Annotated in this window: 23 protein-coding genes; 8 read left to right on the top strand and 15 right to left on the bottom strand. The window is 35.7% G+C overall.

Annotated features, from left to right (window positions below; translation table 11 throughout):
- Nucleotides 1–194 precede the first annotated feature (194 nt).
- Nucleotides 195–503 carry an antibiotic biosynthesis monooxygenase family protein gene (locus tag E2R68_RS00225; protein WP_134275497.1) on the top strand — a complete coding sequence of 103 codons (309 nt, stop codon included), beginning with the start codon at nucleotides 195–197 and terminating at the stop codon, nucleotides 501–503.
- An 85-nt stretch (nucleotides 504–588) separates the two neighbouring features.
- Here E2R68_RS00225 and E2R68_RS00230 read toward each other — a convergent pair whose 3' ends face one another.
- A complete protein-coding gene (locus E2R68_RS00230; protein ID WP_134275498.1) occupies nucleotides 589–1,251 on the bottom strand; it encodes an NAD(P)H-dependent oxidoreductase in 663 nt (220 codons plus the stop codon).
- Between the two features lie 157 nt (nucleotides 1,252–1,408).
- Here E2R68_RS00230 and E2R68_RS00235 point away from each other — a divergent pair, with 157 nt between their 5' ends.
- Nucleotides 1,409–2,320, top strand: coding sequence for a LysR family transcriptional regulator (locus E2R68_RS00235; RefSeq protein ID WP_134275499.1), 912 nt, complete (start codon nucleotides 1,409–1,411; stop codon nucleotides 2,318–2,320).
- Between the two features lie 49 nt (nucleotides 2,321–2,369).
- Here the strand turns inward: E2R68_RS00235 and E2R68_RS00240 are convergent, their stop codons facing one another.
- Nucleotides 2,370–5,210 (bottom strand): FAD-binding and (Fe-S)-binding domain-containing protein, encoded by a 2,841-nt coding sequence (locus E2R68_RS00240; protein ID WP_134275500.1) that lies wholly within the window; start codon nucleotides 5,208–5,210, stop codon nucleotides 2,370–2,372.
- Between the two features lie 275 nt (nucleotides 5,211–5,485).
- Between E2R68_RS00240 and E2R68_RS00245 the strand changes: the two genes are divergently transcribed.
- Complete coding sequence (locus tag E2R68_RS00245; RefSeq protein ID WP_134275501.1) at nucleotides 5,486–5,782, top strand: hypothetical protein; 297 nt, start codon at nucleotides 5,486–5,488, stop codon at nucleotides 5,780–5,782.
- A 28-nt stretch (nucleotides 5,783–5,810) separates the two neighbouring features.
- Here the strand turns inward: E2R68_RS00245 and gltS are convergent, their stop codons facing one another.
- Entirely contained in the window at nucleotides 5,811–7,049 is a 1,239-nt protein-coding gene (gene gltS / locus E2R68_RS00250) for a sodium/glutamate symporter (protein WP_208380072.1), read from the bottom strand.
- 316 nt (nucleotides 7,050–7,365) lie between these two features.
- Here gltS and mnmA point away from each other — a divergent pair, with 316 nt between their 5' ends.
- The 3 genes from mnmA to purB all read left to right on the top strand — a co-directional run bounded on the left by mnmA (nucleotide 7,366) and on the right by purB (nucleotide 10,619).
- Nucleotides 7,366–8,469 (top strand): tRNA 2-thiouridine(34) synthase MnmA, encoded by a 1,104-nt coding sequence (gene mnmA / locus E2R68_RS00255; RefSeq protein ID WP_134275502.1) that lies wholly within the window; start codon nucleotides 7,366–7,368, stop codon nucleotides 8,467–8,469.
- A 74-nt stretch (nucleotides 8,470–8,543) separates the two neighbouring features.
- Nucleotides 8,544–9,173 (top strand): high frequency lysogenization protein HflD, encoded by a 630-nt coding sequence (gene hflD / locus E2R68_RS00260; protein WP_134275503.1) that lies wholly within the window; start codon nucleotides 8,544–8,546, stop codon nucleotides 9,171–9,173.
- Between the two features lie 75 nt (nucleotides 9,174–9,248).
- Nucleotides 9,249–10,619 carry an adenylosuccinate lyase gene (purB, locus tag E2R68_RS00265; RefSeq protein ID WP_134275504.1) on the top strand — a complete coding sequence of 457 codons (1,371 nt, stop codon included), beginning with the start codon at nucleotides 9,249–9,251 and terminating at the stop codon, nucleotides 10,617–10,619.
- A gap of 58 nt (nucleotides 10,620–10,677) precedes the next feature.
- Here the strand turns inward: purB and E2R68_RS00270 are convergent, their stop codons facing one another.
- Complete coding sequence (locus E2R68_RS00270) at nucleotides 10,678–11,583, bottom strand: DMT family transporter (RefSeq protein WP_134275505.1); 906 nt, start codon at nucleotides 11,581–11,583, stop codon at nucleotides 10,678–10,680.
- A 203-nt stretch (nucleotides 11,584–11,786) separates the two neighbouring features.
- On the opposite strand from E2R68_RS00270, the gene E2R68_RS00275 reads away from it, so the two are divergent.
- Entirely contained in the window at nucleotides 11,787–12,914 is a 1,128-nt protein-coding gene (locus tag E2R68_RS00275; protein WP_134275506.1) for a ribosomal protein uL16 3-hydroxylase, read from the top strand.
- 83 nt (nucleotides 12,915–12,997) lie between these two features.
- On the opposite strand, the gene E2R68_RS00280 is transcribed toward E2R68_RS00275, so the two are convergent.
- The 9 genes from E2R68_RS00280 to E2R68_RS00320 form a co-directional block, all read right to left on the bottom strand.
- Nucleotides 12,998–13,414 carry a 3-phosphoshikimate 1-carboxyvinyltransferase gene (locus tag E2R68_RS00280; protein ID WP_243834566.1) on the bottom strand — a complete coding sequence of 139 codons (417 nt, stop codon included), beginning with the start codon at nucleotides 13,412–13,414 and terminating at the stop codon, nucleotides 12,998–13,000.
- Nucleotides 13,415–13,452: 38 nt separating this feature from the next.
- A complete protein-coding gene (locus tag E2R68_RS00285) occupies nucleotides 13,453–14,085 on the bottom strand; it encodes a LysE family translocator (protein ID WP_208380074.1) in 633 nt (210 codons plus the stop codon).
- Nucleotides 14,086–14,149: 64 nt separating this feature from the next.
- Complete coding sequence (locus E2R68_RS00290; protein WP_208380076.1) at nucleotides 14,150–14,680, bottom strand: NlpC/P60 family protein; 531 nt, start codon at nucleotides 14,678–14,680, stop codon at nucleotides 14,150–14,152.
- Nucleotides 14,681–14,685: 5 nt separating this feature from the next.
- Nucleotides 14,686–15,642 carry a ferrochelatase gene (gene hemH, locus E2R68_RS00295; protein ID WP_134275507.1) on the bottom strand — a complete coding sequence of 319 codons (957 nt, stop codon included), beginning with the start codon at nucleotides 15,640–15,642 and terminating at the stop codon, nucleotides 14,686–14,688.
- A gap of 122 nt (nucleotides 15,643–15,764) precedes the next feature.
- Complete coding sequence (gene adk, locus E2R68_RS00300) at nucleotides 15,765–16,409, bottom strand: adenylate kinase (RefSeq protein ID WP_134275508.1); 645 nt, start codon at nucleotides 16,407–16,409, stop codon at nucleotides 15,765–15,767.
- A 123-nt stretch (nucleotides 16,410–16,532) separates the two neighbouring features.
- Nucleotides 16,533–18,437, bottom strand: coding sequence for a molecular chaperone HtpG (htpG, locus tag E2R68_RS00305; protein ID WP_134275509.1), 1,905 nt, complete (start codon nucleotides 18,435–18,437; stop codon nucleotides 16,533–16,535).
- 380 nt (nucleotides 18,438–18,817) lie between these two features.
- Entirely contained in the window at nucleotides 18,818–19,201 is a 384-nt protein-coding gene (locus E2R68_RS00310) for a VOC family protein (protein WP_134275510.1), read from the bottom strand.
- A gap of 64 nt (nucleotides 19,202–19,265) precedes the next feature.
- Nucleotides 19,266–19,514 (bottom strand): Rho-binding antiterminator, encoded by a 249-nt coding sequence (locus tag E2R68_RS00315; RefSeq protein ID WP_134275511.1) that lies wholly within the window; start codon nucleotides 19,512–19,514, stop codon nucleotides 19,266–19,268.
- Between the two features lie 78 nt (nucleotides 19,515–19,592).
- Entirely contained in the window at nucleotides 19,593–20,045 is a 453-nt protein-coding gene (locus E2R68_RS00320; protein ID WP_134275512.1) for a DUF302 domain-containing protein, read from the bottom strand.
- A gap of 273 nt (nucleotides 20,046–20,318) precedes the next feature.
- Here E2R68_RS00320 and E2R68_RS00325 point away from each other — a divergent pair, with 273 nt between their 5' ends.
- A complete protein-coding gene (locus E2R68_RS00325) occupies nucleotides 20,319–21,269 on the top strand; it encodes an esterase/lipase family protein (RefSeq protein ID WP_134275513.1) in 951 nt (316 codons plus the stop codon).
- Nucleotides 21,270–21,303: 34 nt separating this feature from the next.
- On the opposite strand, the gene E2R68_RS00330 is transcribed toward E2R68_RS00325, so the two are convergent.
- Both E2R68_RS00330 and E2R68_RS00335 read right to left on the bottom strand, forming a co-directional pair.
- Nucleotides 21,304–21,492, bottom strand: a complete 189-nt coding sequence (locus E2R68_RS00330) for a DUF3185 family protein (RefSeq protein WP_134275514.1) — start codon at nucleotides 21,490–21,492, stop codon at nucleotides 21,304–21,306.
- A gap of 116 nt (nucleotides 21,493–21,608) precedes the next feature.
- Nucleotides 21,609–22,640 carry a threonine-phosphate decarboxylase gene (locus tag E2R68_RS00335; RefSeq protein ID WP_134275515.1) on the bottom strand — a complete coding sequence of 344 codons (1,032 nt, stop codon included), beginning with the start codon at nucleotides 22,638–22,640 and terminating at the stop codon, nucleotides 21,609–21,611.
- Nucleotides 22,641–22,658 lie beyond the last annotated feature (18 nt).

The raw sequence follows: 22,658 nt of genomic DNA on the forward strand, positions 1-22,658 counted from the left end.
TTTACATAAAAGACAAATTTAAGCGATCTATTCAACATAATTCACTTGAATACAACACAAGCGGCATAACCCAACATTTATATCCAATCGCATACTAATATTACGGCATCAAAACTCTCACAGTTACCATCATATTTGACAAGATTCACTTTATCGAAAATGCTTAAGCAACAATAATGAAATGGGAGAAACATATGATAGTGGTATTATTTCACTGGAAAATAAATCCTCAATATGAAAAAACCTTCAAAGAAGGTTGGTCTGAATTAGTACAACGTAATATTGAAAAATATGGCGCTCTCGGCTCTAAACTACATAAAACCAAAGACAACCAATGGGTTTCTTACAGTCAATGGATCAGTGAAGAACATTATATTAATGCACAGAACTTAGAAGATAAGCATGAAGTAGCTAGAGTCAAAATGCTCCAAGCCATTATTAGTACTGAAAAACCATTAATTCTAGTGCCCGTTTTAGATCATTTAATGGCGCATAAGGTTTAAAAATAAAACAATAAAAAAGCTGATTAAAAGTACATGAGACCTTTAATCAGCTTACTGTTTTAACAACAAAACAAACCAAATATTATTAAAGAACGGTTAACACATCTTTCATTGCTAAACGAGATTTTGCTAGTTTGTTATTGTAATCTTCCGCCTCATCATGGTAACCGATTGCTAATGCTACATGACACTGATAACCACCTAACTCTTCTGCAAAAATTTCGCTGATCAGCTCACTATCAACCCCTTCCATTGGCGTCGAATCTATTTTTAAACGAGCTAACGTATGCATTGCATTACCTAACGCGATATAAGTTTGTGATTTAGTCCATGCTTCATTTATTCCTTGCTCATCTGTATTAATTTCAGCAAAGACATAACCACCAAAAGCACTCTCTTTATCTTCTAATTTAGTGCGTTTATCAGCAATCCCCTTATCCACTACTTTTTCATAATCATTACGAGTGTAGGCTGGGTTATGAGCAAATAAAATAATATGAGAACAGGTAAAAACATGAGGTTGATTAAACTGGAATTTATTAGCAAAAGAATCATGCATTCTTTGTTTAGCAGCATCACTTTCAATAACAATAAACTTCCAAGGCTGAGAGTTAATTGAAGAAGGTGAAAGGCGCAATGCCTCATACAATACGTTTAAATCTTTTTGTGGAACTTTTTTAGTTTTATCATACTTTTTAGTTGTATAACGTGATTCTAAATCATTAATAATATGTTCATGAGTTGTCATTAGTTCAGCTCCCGTTCTTTGTTATTTACACTTAATATCCGTTAGTAATAGTGATAAAAATAATACACATCAGATAATTTATAAAAGCATTGTACACTTGATTTTTTTATTTGATAATAAACCTTAAATTTGAATTACTTTAAAATTATTTTTGAATATGTATCATTTAAATGACCTTAAACTCGCCATCAGAATAGCAGATTTACAAAATATCTCTGCAGCAAGCCGCGAGTTAAATTTAACTCCAGCGGCTGCAAGTGCTGCATTAAAACGTATCGAGCAGAGATTAAATTGCCAACTATTTGTACGTTCAACTCGTAATATGCAATTAACCGAGGAAGGTCAGCTATTTATTGAAAGTAGTCGAGAAGCGATCAACATTTTAGAACTCGCAAGTAATTCATTAAACATAAATAACGATCTATTAACCGGAGACTTAGGTTTAAGTATGCCTTCAGATCTAGGTAGAAATATCGTCAGTAATTGGTTAGATGAATTTTTAGCAGAAACACCTTCAATTACATTAACGTTATATTTAAGTGATCATATGAGTGATTTAATGGAACAAAAAATCCAATTAGCACTGCGTTATGGTCATTTAGCCGATTCATCATTAAAGCGTCGTTACCTAACCTCTTCACCTCGCTATGTTGTCGCCTCTCCCGCTTACATTGAAAAATATGGAGAGCCAAATAGTCCAGCAGAATTACAACAACATAAATTATTAAATTGGAACTTAGGTAATAAAAGCCATCAGCAATGGTCTTTTAATAAAGATAACCAACCATTAGACATTATGATTTCCCCTATCAAAACAACCAACGATGGCGCTCTATTAAGAGAATGGGCTATTGCAGGACACGGTATTGCTTATAAAAACTGGATTGATATTGCCGAAGATGTTGAGCAAGGTCGTTTAAAGGTGCTATTGACTGATTATGTAACTGAAGATATTCCCTTACAGTTAGTGTATCTACAAACAGACTATCCTAGAAAACAATTACGTATGATCATTGATTTTCTACAGCATAAATTTAATGAATTTAGTGAAAGATATCCAGCACCTTGATAAATAACAGTGTCACTAAACTAGTGATTAATGACACTGCACATAAATATTACACGCTGACTTCATCCATAAGATACAAAATAGATTGATAGATAATACCGCTATGATGCGATAAACCTATCTCACAAGTGCGGCTATTACTATAGCCTCGAGTGCAACCTTCCGGCACCTGTGACTTTAATGGCAAAAGCGCAGCGGCATTTAATTCAGGTGTCGTAAAGCCTTTATCCCCAGCCCAACCACAACATTCTATATGTTCAGGAACAATCACTTTAGCTGCACAACGTTGCGCTAGTTGTAGCATTTTTTTATCTAAAGCCAGCCGCCTTGTACTACAGGTAATATGTAGCATGACGGTTTCTTGTAAGGTCTTAATAGTTAAATGGTCAAGTAGATATTCAATGACAAATTGACTTGGTTCAAAAATTTGCAGTGGCTGAGAAAACTTTTCAATACTACGTTTAACACACGGGCTTGTATCAATTAATACCGGCCATTTTCCATTCTCACTTACAGCCCATAAGGCATTTTCTAATTGTGCCGTTTTGAGCGTCGCAATATCACTAAAACCTTTGCTTTCATGTGGCTGACCACAGCATAACTCATCAATGCGCTCAGGAGTAATCACCTCAAACCCAGCTTTATTCAACAAAGAAAGCGTCACTTCAGGTAATGTTCGATGATCCTTATTATCAACTTGAGGACCCATGATACGACTAGCGCAAGAAGCAAAGTATACGACTTTTTTATCTGCTGCATTGATCTCTGAATGTGTTTTTAAAGGAATATTTTTAAGCTGATAAGTACTCGATGTGGGCATTTGTGGTGACCAATGTTGTACCTTATGTTTAGATAATTTAGCAAGCTGATGACTTACTTTATTAAGTCGTTTAATCCCTACTATTTTCTGAGTAAGCTGATTTGTTTTTAATCCTAAATTAAGCAGTTTATTGGTATAACTAAAGTGATCCGCAGTCCAACGTGCAATGGGTGTAAATTTTTCATATTTAGCACCTCGTAGTTTTTTAACTAAATCGCCAGTATTAATTCCTACAGGGCAACGCTCTGCACAAAGCCCTGTTGTCGCGCAAGTATCTACACCTTGATATTGAAAAGTTTTAGTTAATGCTTTTGTATAAGCTGTCTCAGCAAATTTTTCACTACGTTTCATTTCTCGATACAGCACAATGCGTTGACGAGGAGATAAAGTTAAAGAGCGAGATGGGCAAACAGGCTCACAGAATCCACATTCAATACAACGATCAATTAAATCATCTGCAGCCGGCATCGGTTTCAGGTTTTCGATATGCGCTTTTGCATTATCATTAATGATAACACCGGGATTTAATAGCCCTGTTGGGTCAAATAAAGCTTTAATTTCCTGCATCAAAGCATAACCTGTTTTCCCCCATTCAAGCTCCACATAAGGAGCCATATTTCTCCCTGTACCATGCTCTGCTTTTAACGAGCCTGAATGTTTAACAGCAACTAACTCTGTTAACCCATCCATAAAATCACTATAACGCTTTATTTCATCATCTGATTCAAAGCTTTGCGTAAATACAAAATGTAAATTCCCATCTAATGCATGACCAAAAATAATCGCTTCGTTATAGTTAAATTGATCGAATAAGTGCTGTAAATCACGCACACCTGCAGCTAAATTTTCAACAGGAAATGCGACATCTTCAATAATAACTGTTGTACCAACATTTCTGACAGCACCCACCGCAGGAAATAAGCCTTTACGAATTGCCCAAAGACTTTCAACTACTTCAACATCACGCGTAAATGCAATGGATTCAACAACGGGAAAAGTGACTATTTTCTCTATCACGCTAGCACATTGCTGATTTAACGTATCAAGATCACTTGCTCTAGATTCAATTAACAAGGTTCCTACATCAAGATCTAATTGCTTGATAAAACTAGGCATACCAGGTTTATCAGCAATTGATTGCATCGCCCTACCATCCATCATCTCCACTGCTGCAACAGGTAGTTTAGCTAATTCAGAAACAACTTGGCAGGCAACCTCAATCGTTTCAAATACAATTAATGCTGAGGCTCGATATTGATGTTCAATAACAGTGTTGTAAGTAATTTCGTTAATAAAACCTAACGTCCCTTCTGAACCAATCATTAAATGTTCAATAACATCAATTGGATCTTGATAATCAACTAACGCATTTAAAGAGTAACCAGTCGTATTTTTAAGACGATATTTATGTTTAATTAATTCAGTTAAATCACTGTCATTTTTTACTTGTTCTACTAATTTTTTAATTCCTTCAATAAGCGACACATGGTTAACTTTAAAATTCTTAATACTCTCAATACTCGCTGTATCAAGTTGTGTTCCATCTGCAAAGACTAATTTCATACTATCAAGAGTACGGTAAGAATTTTGAGCAGTCCCACAGCACATACCACTCGCATTATTGGCTGCAATACCTCCAATTTTACAAGCGTTAATAGAAGCAGGATCAGGCCCTATTTTTCGTCCAAATGGTTGTAAATATTTGTTAGCATCGGCACCAATAACTCCAGGCTGCAATTTAATTTTAAGGCCATTATCAATAACTTCATAACCTCGCCAATCATCACTCAAAGTAATCAACACCGCATCAGAAACCGCTTGTCCTGATAAACTTGTTCCAGCGGCACGAAAAGTACAAGCAATATTGAATAACTGGCACTGTTTAAGGGTAAAAATAACTTCCTCTACATTTTTTAAACGCAACACTATCTTTGGGATCAAACGATAAAAGCTAGCATCGGTACCATAAGCCAATAATTGAGCGGGATCGCTATAAATACGTTTTTCATCAATACAGGTTAATAGAGAGGCTTTTAGTTGTTGATACTTGCTAGAGTGATTAGCTGACATGGATTATCCTTTAACATTAAAAACGTAAAGAGGAGCTCTTGTTATTTGTATCTAAGTTGCATAAATAGCTATCGAGCACCTAAAAGAGTTTAGTCAGCCTTCATAAAATTGGGATTAAATGCCCAGATCTAGCGAAGATAATTATCAAACAATGTGACATGTCAGACATCAATAAAATTATTTATCGGATTAAAAGGGATATTTACAACGGCTCAGGACATAAAAATATTTTTACTGTAGGGTATATTTAGGTTTTCCAACATGAGTCCAATTAAATGCAAGATGATATTAAAAACACACGAATAGAATTTGAAAAAGTAACTTTGATGCTCAATGCGATGCAATTTGCACAACTCACTGCTTTTGCATTAGCTTTACCACAATTATATTTTTGTCGTGAATATCAGCATTTAGAAGACACTGTCATCATCCAACACTGTAAACAGCGTTTATTGAATTTAATTGATGATCAACAGATGACGTTGCAACAATTACATCACCTGTTAACAGATAAAGATTATTTTGATGCCTATGAAGCTCGCTTACGTGTTGCCCCAGAGTCGGTAGAATAAACCAACAGTAAACTCCTAAATAATAATATTAAGCAAAGTGATTTAAGAAAAATGGAATCATCATTGCATTTACTAAATCAATAAAAAATGCACAGACTAACGGCACAATTATAAAGGCTTGTTTGGAATAACCATATTTCTGTGAAACTGCTGACATATTCGCCATTGCCGTTGGGGTTGCACCAAGCGATATACCGCCAAACCCAGCACAGACTACCGCTGCATTATAATTCCTTCCCATAGCAGGAAAAACAATAAATAAATTCACTAAAATGGCGATAATAAATTGTGCCGCTAATATAGCGAAAATAGGCCCCGCTAAATCAACTAGAGTCCATAACTGCATACTCATTAATGACATAGCTAAAAAAGTACCTAATGCAATATCAGCAATCAATGAAATTGCAGGGCTGCCTGTTGGCCAATGGGTTTCTGTAATCGGGCGTTTCTTTTTAGGAAGTGAATTAGTAATCACAATACCCGCAAATAAACAGGTAACAAATAAAGGGAGTTTTAAGCCCATTTCTGAAATAACTTCATTTAAAATAGAGCCAAAAATAATACAGATATGAATAGCAAAAATAGCATCTAAAAACTCAAAACTATTAATGCCTTTTGATGCTACTTTTTCTTGTTTTTCAGAAACCGCTTCAATGGTTTTTTCTGCTTTTAAGTTGTTACGAGTAATTAAATATTTAGCAATAGGCCCCCCCATTAAACTTGCTAAAATAAGACCAAAGGTTGCACTTGCAATGGCAATTTCCATCGCATTATGAATACCATATTCTTGAGCAATTCGAGGAGACCAAGCGATAGCAGTGCCATGACCACCAATCAATGAAATACTTCCACCTAAAAGACCCACAGCCGGATCTAAAGAAAACAGATGTGCAACACTCATACCAGTGAGATTTTGTATGATCATGTAAGCGATTGTAATAAAAAGCAAAATAAGTAAAGGTTTACCGCCACGTAATAAATCCCTAAAACTTGCATTAATACCAATTGTGGTAAAAAAGTACACAAGTAAAATATCACGAGCAGTTAAATCAAACTTAATTTCTATATCCATAAATAGAAATAACAGGCTAAATATAATAGAAAACAAAAGGCCGCCAGTCACAGGCTCTGGAATACTGAATTCCTGTAATAACTTCGATGAACGATTTATTCTACGCCCAACAAACAGAACAATAATCCCCATCGTGACAGTAAAAAATGAACTTAAATTCAAAACACCATCAACAACTGACAAAGCATGACCCATTCAAAATCTCCAAGTAATTATTTACATCCATTACAACCAACAAAGTATCAACATTAATATAGTATCAGCGAAACTAAGCAATAACTGTCAAGTATGGATATTTTACCTGATCTTGATAAGTCAATTAAGCCATATTCACCACCTATTTTTTTAATCTCTCAATAGTTTATTCTAGAGTGTTCAAATTCACCGTGACACAGCTTGCTCCTTACAAATATGAGTAATACCTTCGCTGTTGTTAGCAAGCTCACATTATTAGTTCAATTGAAGCTAAATTCTGCTAAAATACGCCGCTGAATTCGTTGGAGAATAATTTATGAAAGACAATAGCCAAACTAAAGTGATCGTCGGAATTTCTGGCGGTGTTGATTCCTCTGTATCTGCTTATTTATTACAGCAGCAAGGTTATCAAGTAGAAGGCTTATTCATGAAAAACTGGGAAGAAGATGATACCGATGAGTATTGTTCAGCTGCTCAGGATCTTCAAGATGCACAAGCCGTCTGTGATAAATTAGGTATTAAACTGCATACCATTAATTTTGCTGCTGAATATTGGGATAATGTATTTGAACATTTTTTAGCTGAATACAAAGCTGGTCGTACCCCAAATCCAGATATCATGTGTAATAAAGAAATTAAATTTAAAGCCTTTTTAGAATTTGCTGCTGAAGATCTAGGTGCTGACTTTATCGCAACTGGTCATTACTGTCGTCGCCGAGAAGTTGATGGACATGCTCAATTATTACGCGGCTTAGATAGCAATAAAGATCAAAGTTACTTTTTATATGCAGTAGGCGAACAACAAATAGCAAAAACCTTATTCCCTGTTGGTGAATTAGAAAAACCAGAAGTACGCCGCATCGCAGAAGAGCAAGATCTCATCACACATAACAAAAAAGACAGTACGGGGATTTGTTTTATCGGTGAACGTAAATTTACCGATTTTCTACAAACCTACTTACCTGCACAACCAGGTGACATAATCACCCCAGAAAATGAAGTGATTGGCCAACACCAAGGTTTGATGTATCACACATTAGGTCAACGTAAAGGTTTAGGTATTGGCGGTTTACAAAATTCGAATGAAAATCCGTGGTATGTTGTTGGCAAAGATATGGAAAATAATCGTTTATTAGTTGCGCAAGGAGCTAATCATCCTGCTTTATTCTCTTATGGTTTAATTGCCAAACAATGCGACTGGGTAGACAGAACACCTAGAAAAGAAAGCTTTCAATGTACGGTAAAAACTCGCTATCGCCAAACTGATATTGCTTGTACCGTTAATCCTATTGATGACGATACCTTAGAGGTTATTTTTGAACAACCTCAAGCAGCGGTGACTCCAGGACAATCAGCGGTCTTTTATATCAATGAAGTTTGTTTAGGTGGTGCTATTATCGAGCAACATTTACAACGTTAAAGATAGAAAACTGTTATATAGAAAACACGATTAATATTGACCAATATTTATTTAAATGAGAAGTGTAACCATATATGTCATTCCATACTTTAGAATCTCGTAGTATCGCTTTTGCAGCTATGTGCCAAGCAGCTTACCTAGTTGATAAAATTGCCAGCAAAGGCATCTGCCCTGATGCAGTTGCTTTTAATGCTTCTTTACGCTCAATAGTACGCACAGACAGCGCTTCTCCAATTGATATTTTTGGTGGGCATGAATCATTAAAGCTAGGTTATCAAACAGTAGTAACACAATTAGATAACGCGAGTGGCAATCGTAATATGCAGGTCACTAAATATGTTGCTGGATTGATGGCATTAGAGCGTAAACTGTCAGCAAATCCAGGCAACTTAAATTTATTAGGTGAACGTATTAATCAGGTTAATCGTCAATTAGCACACTTTGAAATTGATGATAGCAATGTACTTAGTAATTTAGATTCAATTTACCGCGATCTTATTAGTACCCTAGGGCCGCGTATTCAAGTTAATGGTAACCCTGCATACTTGCAACAAGAACATACACAGCATAAAATCCGCGCACTATTATTAGCCGGCGTTCGTGCTGCAGTATTATGGCGACAAATTGGTGGCAAACGCCGTCAGTTATTATTATCACGTAAAGCCATGGTACACCAAACAAAACAAAATTTACTACGAACTTAATCTTGTATAAAGCGTTTCCGCATAAGGAAATTAAGCAAACTATTTCAACAACCTACATATAATTAGGAGCAACAAATGGAACTTTCAGGACTAACAGCTGTATCACCCGTTGACGGCCGTTACGGTAGCAAGACTGCAATTTTACGCGATATTTTCAGTGAATTTGGTTTAATCAAATTTCGCGTACAAGTTGAAGTGCGTTGGTTACAAAAACTAGCACAAACAGATGGTATCGCAGAAGTTCCTGCTTTCTCTGCTGAAGCAAATGCCCACCTTGATGCAATCGTTGCAAACTTTAGTGAAGCAGACGCACAACGTGTAAAAGATATCGAAGCAACAACTAACCATGATGTAAAAGCCGTTGAATACTTTTTAAAAGAAAAAGTAGCTGACGTAGCTGAACTACATGCAGTATCTGAATTTATCCACTTTGCATGTACTTCAGAAGATATTAATAACCTATCTCACGCATTGATGTTAAGCACAGCTAAAAAATACGTTATCTTGCCTTACTGCAACCGTATCGTTGATGCGATTAAAGAAAAAGCAATTGAATACAAAGCGATGCCAATGATGTCTCGCACACATGGTCAACCAGCTTCTCCTACTACACTAGGTAAAGAATTTGCTAATGTTGTTGCTCGTTTACAACGTCAAGTCAAGCAAATTGAAGCAACAGAGCAACTTGGTAAAACAAACGGTGCTGTTGGTAACTACAACGCTCACCTAAGTGCTTACCCAGAAGTTAACTGGCAAGGTTTTGCTGAAGAGTTTGTAACAAGCTTAGGTGTAACGTTTAACCCGTTCACAACTCAAATCGAACCGCATGATTACATTGCAGAACTATTTGATGCAATTGCACGTTTCAACACAATCCTTTTAGACTTTGACCGTGACGTATGGGGTTATATCTGCCTTGGTCACTTCAAACAAAAAACAATTGCTGGCGAAATTGGTTCTTCAACTATGCCACATAAAGTTAACCCAATTGATTTTGAAAACTCTGAAGGTAACTTAGGGCTTGCCAACGCTATCTTTGATCACCTAGCTGCAAAACTTCCTGTTTCTCGCTGGCAGCGTGACTTAACAGACTCAACTGTATTACGTAACTTAGGTGTTGCTATCGGTTATTCTGTTATCGCTTACGAAGCAAGCTTAAAAGGTATTAGCAAGCTTGAAGCAAACGAAGCAAACATGCTGAAAGACTTAGATGCAAACTGGGAAGTATTAGCTGAGCCAATCCAAACAGTAATGCGTCGTTACGCTATCGAAAAACCATACGAGAAACTAAAAGAGTTAACTCGTGGTAAACGTGTAGACGGCCCTGGTATGTCTGAATTTATTGATACACTTGAATTGCCAGAAGCAGTGAAAGCCGAGCTTAAAGCAATGACACCAGCGTCTTACATTGGTCAAGCAGTTGAGCTAGTAGACAAAATGGCATAATAACTTTAGTTGCTTAGCAATTAACAGTTATTAAGAGGCAATCTTCGGGTTGCCTTTTTTAATTACCCTGCTTTTTATTTAACCACACTAAAAATGGATGCAGAGCACTGTAACAAGCAATGCCGACAGAACAGAGCAAAATTGAAATCCCCACCTGCAAACTCATATGTTGATCTAAAAATAACAACGCTAATAACACTGACATTATCGGTACTAAAGCCATAATAGTAGAAGCAGAAACTGCACCCAAACGGTTGATTGAGTAGGTCATACAAAATAAAGCAATAATACTCACAACAATACCTTGATAAAAGCCTTGTAAAGCAATTTCATGAATAGGAGCTGCGGCTAAATTACTGGGTAAGAAGAACCAAATAGGCGTAAAAAATAAAGCATTAACCAAAGGGACTGAAATCATAATCGTTTTAAGATCTAGCCTCCATATTTTCATTGAGACAGAATAAAAAGCGATAGAAAAAGCTGCAATTAATAACCAAATTAACGCACTTAAACTTGCCCCTCCCGAACTAGTAAACAACAACACATTTGCAATTAAAATCAATAATATGCCGATATATTGCGGTATGTGTAAGCGATTTTTCTTCCATATAAAAAGAATAGCAGCACACATAATAGGTAATGAGCCATTAATGATAACGCCAGTATTAGCCGCATCTGACATTAATAATCCAATTAAACTGGCACAAACATAAAAAGTGCCACAACATAAACTACAGATAATAATAGGTGGCGTAAACAGCGCTTTAATCGAGGCTTTACTAAAATAGGCATAAATTAAAACAAAAAATGTGGCTGTCAGAAAACGGATCCCGGTGACATCCCAAACCGTTAACGCATGAGAAATTCCCCACTTAGAAATAATGATCCAACCAGACCAAATCATCACCACGGCAAGCCCAGCTAATAACCCAGATATTTTTTCAAACGAGATCCGTTGTGCCATCAAAACGTCCTTATTATTTATAAATATGAGCAGATCACAGTACTGATGAATCAAATACAAAGCAACGCTTTTAAATTCCTTAATGCAGCCATAAAGTCACTTTACAAGTTCAACTACCGCGACTTTAAATGAACTGTTACACTCCACTCTCTTGACCATGTATATCTCAGTTCACCTATTCCCACAACTAAAGGCTTTCACCAATGTTTGAACTTAATTTTGAAATAAACCAGTTTTTAGATACCTACTGGCAAAAAAAGCCAATTCTAATCAAACAAGGATTTGTTGATTTCCAAGATCCCATCGCTGCTGATGAATTAGCCGGTTTAGCAATGGAAGAAGACTTAGAAAGTCGCTTAGTATATCAAGAAGAAGGTGCATGGCAGGCTGAAATAGGCCCTTTCAACACCTTTGAACGTTTGGATAATGATGGTGCAACATTGCTTATCCAAGCAGTTGATCATTGGCATCCAGATGCACAACAATTAATACGCCCATTTCGTTTTTTACCAAATTGGCGCATTGATGATTTAATGATCAGTTACTCAACACCTAAAGGTGGTGTCGGCCCACATATTGATAATTACGATGTATTTATTATTCAAGGTCAAGGTAAGCGCCACTGGCGTGTAGGTGAACGCCAAACATTACCTGAATTTGCAGCCCACGGTGCATTAAAACATTGTGCAGAGTTTGAAGCATCTATTGATGTTGAGATGGAACCGGGTGATATTTTATATATTCCAAGTGGTTGCCCACATGAAGGTTACGCAGTAGAAGCATCAATTAACTATAGTGTTGGTTTCAGAGCCCCAGACCAAAATGATTTATTAAGTAGTTTTACTGATTACAATATTGATAACAACGACAATGCATTACGTTACACTGATATTCCAATGCAAGTACGTGAAAAACCCGGACGTATTGAACAAGCAGAGCTTAATAAATTACACCAAGTGATGTTAGAAAACTGCAAAACACCTGCACATTTGATCCCTTGGTTTGGAAAAATGATCAGTGAAGCAAAACATGATTTAGACATAGCACAGCCAGAACATCCCCTACAAACTGAAGATATTCTTGAATTCTTAGAGGATGGAGCACAATTTACTCGTTTAGGCGGTTTACGTGCAGTCTACTTTGAGCAAGCACCACAGCAAGTATTTATTAATGGTGATGCTTATGATTTTTCAGGGTTTCTTGAATTAATCTCTTGCTTATGCGATCAAGATGAAACAGCTAGTGAATTGGTTGAAATTTTTCAAAGTTCAGCAGAAGCATTAGCTTTATTTACTAAATTAGTTAACTTAGGTTATTGGTACGCAGAATAAATATTATTGTCGTCCCTGAGAGTGATTAACCATGCTCAGGGACAACGCTTTACATGTAACAATATCACTCATCGAATATTCAATTACAACGCCAACTCTTTAAACCATGTCCATAAACCAAAGGAATAATGCGGAAAAATATCAATTCCTAATGCTGACTTTATTAAATACAAAATCAATATACCAAGTAACGTACATGATAATAATAAAATAGTGATAATAAGCGCTTTAATGAATAATGACATGCGAGCTTCTTGCCTTGATAACTCACGCACATTCTTACCAATAAGAAAAACATAATAAAAACGCCAACTATAAAATGGAATTTTAACAGTACCACGCAAATCCATACTATGCTTAGCCCAACTACGAGTGCTTACAATGGTAAACAAATGAGTCAATTGCTCTTCACTAAAGCTTTCAGCGACTGATTTTGGCATTTTACTCAGTAGATCCTTAATAGCTTGTTCATCTTTAATGTTTTTTTTCAAATGACTCAATATCTTGTTCCTTTGATATCTTTATTTTTTAGAGCATATTAAGCGATAAGGCTTACAACACCTAAATACAATGAAATCAAACCAACCAACATCATAAAAATACCCGGTAAATAATATAATATGGGCTGACTTTTCTGATAGCTAAATAGCTTTTTAGCAAGCCCTGCATAAGCCACCATAATGCCCATATCAATCACAGCCCAAATACCTAAAAAGATAAATGACTGCTCGATAAAAGATTCTCCTGAAACAATAAATGAAGGTAAAAATGCAAGGAAAAACAAAATGTCTTTAGGGTTTGATAACCCCGCTTTCATGGTGCGCCAAAAACAATCTTTGTGATGAGATTTATTTTTTTCAATATGCACCTTGCTGCGTAAAATAGACAAACCTAAATAAGCTAAATACACACCACCAATCACTCTGCCCCAGTCTAATATATTTTCATCAATCACTAATGCAAAATGAATCACTACTAATGAAATGGCTAATAATAGAAGTGCAGAAATGGCTCCCCCCCAAATAGTACCTGTCGGCCAACCATGTTTAGAGTCAGAAATAACTAATGAGATTATAGGCCCAGGAGAGGAGATCAATAAGGTGATTGAAATTGCAAATGTAAGATATAAAGAGAGCATGGGAATCAACCTAAATGGTAATAAAAGAAACATCTTATGCGCTTTCATTTTCAGCTTCAATGCAAACTGATGAATAAAAAACATCTTAAAATAGATTTTATTCTTTAATCACTCGGCGAGACTGCCAATAATGCTTCTTCCAATAAGGGTTAGATAGTTTAGAAATCATAACGCCTCGGCTGGTTGACGCATGAAAAAATTCATTGTTTCCCATATAAATACCAACATGACGGGTTCTCCATCCTGTTTTAAAAAAGACTAAATCACCAACTTTTAAATCGCTTTTATTAATTGAATACCCTTTTCGTACCTGATATTCAGTGGTTCTAGGTAATGTAATATTAAAAGTATTATGGAACACTTGCTGCACTAGGCTTGAGCAATCTATGCCATTTAATGTATTCCCTCCCCACCGATAAGGACTCCCTTTCCAGTAGCTATATTCGCTCATTAATAGCACATACAATAAATCGTCAGGCTGCATACTTTGTTGAGAATTCTGGTGATGAGTATTTACTACTGGAGGGGATATTTTTTGATGTTCAGGTTGAGAAGCACACGCCGTTAATAAAAAAATTAACGGCAGTAGTATTAAAGAGGAATAACGATTAAATAAGCATTTAAACACTTATTTTATGTAACCAAATCTGCAAACAATGCAATCTGAGCATCATTATCATTAGCACAAGGAATATAATGATAAGCCTTACCACCACTAGCTAAAAAAAGGTCTCTATTTTCAATCGCTAATTCTTCTAAAGTTTCTAAACAATCACATGAAAATGCAGGGCTAATAATATCAATGCTTTCAATTCCTTGTTTAACCATATCTGGTAATGAAACATCTAAATAAGGTTTTAACCATTCCTCTCGTCCTACACGAGACTGATAACATAGCTTATATTGACCGGTTTCTAACTGTAGGCATTCAACCACTAATGAGACTGTTTTTTCACAGTGTTGTTGATAAACATCACCTAAAGTAACGTAACGTTTGGGAATGCCATGAAAAGAAAAAACCAAACATTCACTACGGCCATTAATTTCCCAAGAATGTTTAATCGAATCTACCAGTTGTTTTATATAAAGAGGATGATCATGATAATTATGAATAAAGTGCAATTCAGGGAAATTAAACTGTTGTTTAATTGCATCACTTAATTGATCAAACACAGGCGCGGTAGTTGAAACTGAATATTGCGGGTATAAAGGCAATACAGTTAGCTGTTCAATCCCATCATGCTCAAACTGTTGTAACTGCTCAGCAATAGAGGGTTTACCATAAGTCATGGCATAGTTAACTTGTATATTTTTATGTGCTAATTTTTGAGCCAGTTTTTCAGATTGAGATTGTGTATAAAAACGTAAAGGCGATTCACCGTTAGTCCATATTTTCTGATAAAGCTTAGCTACTTTTACTGAACGAATAGGTAAAATAATAAGGTATAAAATAGGTAACCAAATCCAACGAGAAGTATCAACAACCCGTTTATCAGATAAAAAATCACGTAAGAACTCACGCACATGTTTTTTACTTGGTTGTTCAGGTGTGCCTAAATTAACTAACAAAACCCCACATTTTTTACTCATATCAGTTCCATATTAATACCAATAAAAAAGGGGCTTACGCCCCTAGTCGCTATCTCTATCACCTACTTTATACATGATAAAATAGGATAATGGATAGCTTAATAATCCAATACGTTAAAAAATTAACCTAAGATCACAGCAAGCTCTGCACTGATAGCATCAACCGCTTTAGTGCCATCAAATTTATGATGAGCACCGTTACCTTGTGCAGCTTCATTTTTGTAATAAGCAATAAGTGGTGCAGTTTGAGCGTGGTAAATTTCTAAACGTTTACGCACAGTTGCTTCTTCATCATCTGGACGGATTGATAAGTCATCACCCGTTACATCATCTTTACCTTCCACTTTTGGTGGATTGTAAACAATGTGGTAAGTACGGCCTGAACCAGAATGAACACGACGACCCGCCATACGCTTAACGATCTCTTCGTCTGGCACATCAAATTCAAGTACAAAATCAACAATAACACCCGCTTCTTTCATTGCGTCAGCTTGTGGAATAGTGCGAGGGAAACCATCTAGTAAAAAACCTTTTGCACAGTCTTCTTGTGCAATACGTTCTTTCACTAAACCAATAATTAATTCATCAGAAACTAATTGGCCTGCATCCATTAATTCTTTTGCTTTTAAACCAAGTTCTGTCCCAGCTTTTGCTGCAGCACGTAACATGTCACCCGTAGAAATTTGCGGAATGCCATACTTATCCATCATAAACTGAGCTTGTGTACCCTTTCCTGCACCTGGAGCACCTAATAAAATAATGCGCATTGTAGCTTCCTATTATTATTAATAAAATTTTATGAGCGAAATTTACACGGTTGTGATCAATTTCTCAAGATTATCAAGCAAAAAGGCCAGCATAAGCCGGCCTTTGGTCTATTTATGAGCAGATTAAGCGATTAATAGCTTATTAATACGTGCTACAAATTCAGACGGATCATCTAAACTACCTTTTTCAGAAAGTACCGCTTGTTGTAATAACAGCTCAGTCCATTCTGCAAATAATTCTTCATCAGCCATATCGGCTAATTTAGTGATCATTACATGTTCAGGATTGATTTCAAAGATTGGCTTACTTTCTGGAACAGGTTGTCCCATTTGTGCCATTAGTTTTGCCATCTGAGTACTCATATCATCATTGTCAGCAACAATACATGAAGGAGTAGACGTTAAACGCTGTGTTAAACGTACGTCTTTTACTTTATCGCCTAAGACTTTCTTAGTGCGTTCAATATAACTAGCAAACTCAGTTTGTTGTTTTTCTTGCTCTTGTTTTTCTTCTTCAGAATCAAGCTTACCTAAGTCTAAATCACCCTGTGTTACGCTAACAAATGTTTTACCATCATACTCAGGTAAATGATTTAATAACCACTCATCAACACGGTCAGATAATAATAAGACTTCGATACCTTTCTTACGTAATATTTCTAAGTGAGGGCTATTTTTAGCCGCATTGAAGCTATCTGCAGTAATGTAGTAAATCTTATCTTGCTCTTCACTCATACGAGAGATGTAAGCATCTAAAGAGATAGTTTGTTCTGCTGAATCAGTTTCAGTTGAAGCAAAACGGAATAGCTTAGCAATTTGCTCTTTATTAGTAGGATCTTCTGCAGGGCCTTCTTTTAATACTTGCCCAAACTCTTTCCAGAATGCGTTGTATTCTGTTTCATTTTTCTTAGCAAATTTAGTCAGCATAGATAATGCACGCTTAGTACAAGCGCTACGTAACTTAGTTGTCACACGTGTATCTTGTAGTATTTCACGAGAAACATTTAGCGGTAAATCATTTGAATCTAACACACCTTTCACAAAACGTAAGTATGTTGGCATGAACTGTTCAGCATCATCCATAATAAATACACGTTGAACGTATAGTTTTAAACCATGTGCTTTTTCACGGTTCCATAAGTCGTATGGAGCACGTTTAGGGATGTAAAGTAAACTTGTGTACTCTTGTTCACCTTCTACTTTGTTATGAGACCATGTTAGTGGATCCTCAAAATCATTTGCGATGTGCTTGTAGAATTCTTGGTACTGTTCATCTTTTAAATCACTTTTAGCACAATTCCATAATGCAGTTGCTTTATTCACAGTTTCCCAAGTTGCTTCAACAGCAGCAACTTTTTCACCATCAGGACCTTCAGATTCAGGCACCGCATCTTTAAACATTTGCACAGGAATACTAATGTGGTCAGAATATTTAGAAACAACATTACGTAGTTTATAGTCGTTTAAGAATTCAGTTTCATCATCTCGTAAATGTAGAATAATTTCAGTACCACGCTCTGCTTTTTCAATATCAGCAACCGTGTAATCAGCTTCACCTGAAGACTCCCAACAAGTACCTTGAGATGCATCTTCGCCCGCTTTACGAGTATTAACAGTTACTTTATCCGCGACAATAAATGCAGAATAGAAACCAACACCGAATTGACCGATTAATTGTGAATCTTTAACTTGGTCACCCGATAGTTGTTCAAAGAAGTCACTTGTACCTGACTTAGCAATCGTACCTAAATGCTCGATCACTTCATCACGAGTCATACCAATACCGTTATCACTAATAGTGATTGTTTTTGCTTCTTCATTAAAACTCAAACGCACACGTAAATCTGCATCATTTTCAAATAAGCTACCATCAGACAAAGCTTTAAAACGTAGTTTGTCTGCTGCATCCGCTGCATTTGAAACAAGTTCACGTAGGAAAATTTCTTTATTTGAATATAAAGAGTGGATCATTAATTTTAGAAGTTTACCAGTGTCAGCACTGAAAGCATGGTTTTGTTGATGTTCCATTTTTTAGTTCTCTCTTACTCAGATGGTTATTAATTGGGTGTAATTAAGTTTTCTTTGATAATAGATAGATGGAGGCGGTTAGATCGATTTCAAGAGGAAAAGTGATTTTTTTTAGCGTTCATGTGATGACTGTGATTTTGCTTTGCATTTTAATGCTTTGCTTTTTATTTTTGGGTTACAAAGCTCATCTAGTCATTTTGAAAGTGACTTAAAAGCCACGCCCCAAATTCAAATTAGATTTATTCTACTTTTTCAAACAAAAATAACACGCGGCAAAGGTAGAAAATAAAGTGATAAAGAATCAAACAGGCAGGATAAGCACAGACGAAGTAGATCTCAATGTATCTACTTCCACAGTTCAAAACTAGAAGATTATAAAACTAGTCTGCAATAAAATGCGTCGCACAAATTTTATGTCCTGATGGATCACGTAAATAGGCAAGGTACAAACTTCTTGTTGCACCGACACGCACACCAGGAGCGTCTTCGCAAGTTGTTCCACCATTTGCTAAACCTGCAGCATACCATGCATCTGCCAGCTCAGGAGTTGAAGCTTTAAATCCAATGGTCATACCGTTTGCAATAGTTGTAGGTTCACCATTAATCGGTACGGTTAATGCAAAAACACCTTCAGGACTAAAATAAAAACAACGTCCCTTTTCATCAACCACTCCCTCCTCATAACCTAATGTTGCAAGGATCGCATCATAGAATTTTTTTGATTCATCGATATTGTCAGTACCAATCATTACATGACTAAACATTTTTTATCCTTTCTCATTTAACTTTTTGATTTCAATAATAACAAACTGAATAGGAAAATACTGCTTATGCCATGAAGGAAATGATTTGAAAATGCGGATTTTCGACAGTGACTTCTAATACTACAATATCATCTAATAACACTAATTTTTCTATTGCATTGATATTTACTTTTATACACTCTTCACAAGATTCATTTCTCTGAGTATCCAAGGCAATACCATAAATAACAACATCTGATTTTGTTGTTATTTTAATTGGGTATTGATGCATACATACAATTTCTATGTAGTCATAGTGATGGCAACTTATCATATAATCTATTTATTCCATCGAATTTCAATCGCCTTTATCATTCTTCGATTCAAATAATAAAGGCGTTAAATAACCGTTTTATTTAGAGGCAGTTGCTTTTGTTAAAGCATTTAGAACACCTGTAATCTTATCAAGTATTGGGTCACACCCTTTCACTTCATGACGTTGTTTAATGTACTCTGGATTATTGTAAGTTAAAAACACATCATTATTAGAATCTTGCCACACTAGTACTTTTTGCGGTAAATCAATACCAACAAGTTGTGAACATTGCATTAATGGCGTACCTATTTTAGGGTTACCAAACATGATCACTTCTGTATACCTCAATTCTAAATTAACACTTTTGGCGTTTTCTTGATGATCAACGCGAGTAAATAAGGTTAATCCTTTTTTCTCTAAAATAGAGACAAACCTATCCGCTGTTTCTTTAGCTGAAAATTGACTTTTAACAGAGATCAAAGTGGGAGTCGCATTAGCAAAGCTAGAAAGAAAAAATGATAAAAATACAAATAAAATAACCTTTTTCATAAATATTCCTTTTTATTTTGATTGAAGCTAAATAATAGATAATAAATACCATATAACGAGCTAATAATATTGTGTAGAAGTGATTAAACAAGTGTGTGCTCTATCTCAAAAATATAAAAACAATCACTTTAAACTAACTAATGATATTTCTTTTTTAATACCTTTAAATGGAAAGTCACTTTTTTAATCAAGAGAGTGTTAGTATCAATAATTGTTGAATGAGTTTATTAATATCTCCATTTTAGTCAGTATCCGTTATAGGAAGTAACTACCATGAAAGCCATTCTAATTTTAGCTTTATTGACTGTGTTATCTGCTTGTTCAACTCCCTCTTATATTGCCGAAGAGCAACCTTTACAAAAAGGAAAACTCCCTACTGCAAACACTCAAGTAACCATTCCCGGCTTAGGATCATGTACCGACTCTCAAGATCGAACGCTTAAATTTAATTCAAATGAGCCAATCACTATTTTAGTTCATGGTTGTAATGGCTCTGCAGGTAGATTTCGTTCATTAGCACAATTATATGCATTCCATGGTCAGCAAACGGCTTGTTATAGCTATGATGATCGAGACAGTTTAATCACCACGGCCAACAAATTAGTCAACGCCATAGAACAACTTTCAGCAGTGACTAATAATCCTAATATATCTATTATTGGACACAGTATGGGAGGTTTGATCGCTCGCAAAGCAATGGAAACGGAACAACTAGAAACGAATAATAAAACGAACATCCAATTAGTTACCGTATCAGCACCTCTATCAGGGATAAAAGCTGCTAACTCATGCAGTAGCAATACGCTAAATTGGTTGAGCTTAGGTGTTGTTCCTGGGATCTGCTGGGGCATTACGGGTGATAATTGGAATGAAATAACTGCTACATCTTCGTTTATTCGACAAACAAAGCCCCTCTCTTCTTCTGTTCAACGTTATTTGAAGGTAGTAACCAATGAAGAGAATACATGTCGTCGAGAAAATGCACTAGGTCAATGTATTGAAAGTGATTATGTATTTGATTTAGTAGAACAATCACACCCAATTATTGATAGCTATTCACAAGTGACTAATATTCAAGTTGATGCTGGACATGTAGAGATTGTAGGGGATAAAAATGTGTCGCCGTGGAAATTATTAGCAATACTTCAAGAGCAGGAAATACTTGCGGCTACCCCACCAGAAAAACAGCAAGCACTGCAAGATTTATTAGCAAAACTCTATTAACGACAGAAGGATCATAAAGTTTACTTAGTCACTATTATTTTATTTTAGCAAGTCCCATAACGATACAAATAGCCCCAACAATCATGCCACCCCATGCTTGAATAGACGCATCACCACCTAATGAACGAGTTACCTGAGAACCAACAGAGTCAAAAATGTTATATCCCCACATCACTAAAGCAACACCGACTACTACAAATATAATTCCCATTAATTTGCTCATTTTTATTCCTCATATTTATAACAAGATAATTTATAACAACAAAGCCCAGTAATCAGCCTGTCTTGGTTTATTAATATTAACAATACATTAATAACAATAGCTTAAGCAAACCTAGCTTATTTTATTTTCGATAATGCTACAGCTAATTGCTGTAATTGGAATTGATCTGCAATAGCAAACCTTAAAGAATCATTTTCATCTGTTAAGCGCACATAAATTGCCTGTTCACAAAGTTGTTTATAAATACTCGGGGCATTATCAATAAACATAGTAATGAATAGAGAGTTTGCTTTAATAGATTGATAATGGAAGTGTTCTTTAAGTAAAACCTGTAATGCTTGACTTTGTTTTTTTAATTTAATTTTCTGCTCTTTTTGCCACAAGGTATCACGTAAGGCTAACTCTGCAATATATAATGCGGGGCCATTAATCGCCCATGGACCAATACTTTGTTTAATCAACTCACACCATTTTTTATTACAGCAAACAAAACCAATACGTAAACCAGCTAATCCAAAAAACTTACCAAAAGAACGTAAAACCAGAGTGTTATCTTCTTCAACAACTTTGCTGTTATTTAGCTGCCTAACAAAACTAAATTCTGCCTCAAATATATCTGCAAACGCTTCATCAATAATAAGTAGCGCTTGCTGTTGCTGACAATATAATTGCAATCTGCTTAATTGTTCTATAGAAAATATATCTGCTAATGGATTATTAGGATTGATCACCACAACAACACTATTTTTTTCAATATCTGTAGGTAAAGATTGTTGATAAAAATGTAATTGATAACCAGCGTTATCCCAAGCTTGTTGATGTTCCTTGTATCCTACTTTAGGTAAATAAACATGTTTCGCTAATTTGCAGTTATCTGCATTAATTTTATCATTCCAAAGACTTGGTAGTTTTTCAATTAACTGCTGGCTACCAGCAACAGGCCAGCAATATTCAGCTTGATAATACTGCTTAGCAACATTGATAAGATCTTGGCTAATATGGGGTAAATCCTGCCAAACTTGACTAGATATATGCGGAATAGGATAACTAAAAGGCGCAATACCCGTTGAAAGATCTAACCACTTATTTTCGGGGATCTGATATTGTTCAGCGACACGCTTTAATTGCCCGCCATGTAAAATTGCCATTATTTAACAAACCTTTTT

Origin of the sequence: Psychromonas algarum (genome assembly GCF_004376845.1) — a bacterium.
Lineage (GTDB): Bacteria > Pseudomonadota > Gammaproteobacteria > Enterobacterales > Psychromonadaceae > Psychromonas.

Bases quoted from the DNA above. Each gene is read 5' to 3' on its own strand.
- E2R68_RS00225 (WP_134275497.1), top strand. From the start codon at position 195: ATGATAGTGGTATTATTTCACTGGAAAATAAATCCTCAATATGAAAAA.
- E2R68_RS00230 (WP_134275498.1), bottom strand. From the start codon at position 1,251: ATGACAACTCATGAACATATTATTAATGATTTAGAATCACGTTATACA.
- E2R68_RS00235 (WP_134275499.1), top strand. From the start codon at position 1,409: ATGTATCATTTAAATGACCTTAAACTCGCCATCAGAATAGCAGATTTA.
- E2R68_RS00240 (WP_134275500.1), bottom strand. From the start codon at position 5,210: ATGTCAGCTAATCACTCTAGCAAGTATCAACAACTAAAAGCCTCTCTA.
- E2R68_RS00245 (WP_134275501.1), top strand. From the start codon at position 5,486: ATGCAAGATGATATTAAAAACACACGAATAGAATTTGAAAAAGTAACT.
- gltS (WP_208380072.1), bottom strand. From the start codon at position 7,049: ATGGGTCATGCTTTGTCAGTTGTTGATGGTGTTTTGAATTTAAGTTCA.
- mnmA (WP_134275502.1), top strand. From the start codon at position 7,366: ATGAAAGACAATAGCCAAACTAAAGTGATCGTCGGAATTTCTGGCGGT.
- hflD (WP_134275503.1), top strand. From the start codon at position 8,544: ATGTCATTCCATACTTTAGAATCTCGTAGTATCGCTTTTGCAGCTATG.
- purB (WP_134275504.1), top strand. From the start codon at position 9,249: ATGGAACTTTCAGGACTAACAGCTGTATCACCCGTTGACGGCCGTTAC.
- E2R68_RS00270 (WP_134275505.1), bottom strand. From the start codon at position 11,583: ATGGCACAACGGATCTCGTTTGAAAAAATATCTGGGTTATTAGCTGGG.
- E2R68_RS00275 (WP_134275506.1), top strand. From the start codon at position 11,787: ATGTTTGAACTTAATTTTGAAATAAACCAGTTTTTAGATACCTACTGG.
- E2R68_RS00285 (WP_208380074.1), bottom strand. From the start codon at position 14,085: ATGTTTCTTTTATTACCATTTAGGTTGATTCCCATGCTCTCTTTATAT.
- hemH (WP_134275507.1), bottom strand. From the start codon at position 15,642: ATGAGTAAAAAATGTGGGGTTTTGTTAGTTAATTTAGGCACACCTGAA.
- adk (WP_134275508.1), bottom strand. From the start codon at position 16,409: ATGCGCATTATTTTATTAGGTGCTCCAGGTGCAGGAAAGGGTACACAA.
- htpG (WP_134275509.1), bottom strand. From the start codon at position 18,437: ATGGAACATCAACAAAACCATGCTTTCAGTGCTGACACTGGTAAACTT.
- E2R68_RS00310 (WP_134275510.1), bottom strand. From the start codon at position 19,201: ATGTTTAGTCATGTAATGATTGGTACTGACAATATCGATGAATCAAAA.
- E2R68_RS00315 (WP_134275511.1), bottom strand. From the start codon at position 19,514: ATGATAAGTTGCCATCACTATGACTACATAGAAATTGTATGTATGCAT.
- E2R68_RS00320 (WP_134275512.1), bottom strand. From the start codon at position 20,045: ATGAAAAAGGTTATTTTATTTGTATTTTTATCATTTTTTCTTTCTAGC.
- E2R68_RS00325 (WP_134275513.1), top strand. From the start codon at position 20,319: ATGAAAGCCATTCTAATTTTAGCTTTATTGACTGTGTTATCTGCTTGT.
- E2R68_RS00330 (WP_134275514.1), bottom strand. From the start codon at position 21,492: ATGAGCAAATTAATGGGAATTATATTTGTAGTAGTCGGTGTTGCTTTA.
- E2R68_RS00335 (WP_134275515.1), bottom strand. From the start codon at position 22,640: ATGGCAATTTTACATGGCGGGCAATTAAAGCGTGTCGCTGAACAATAT.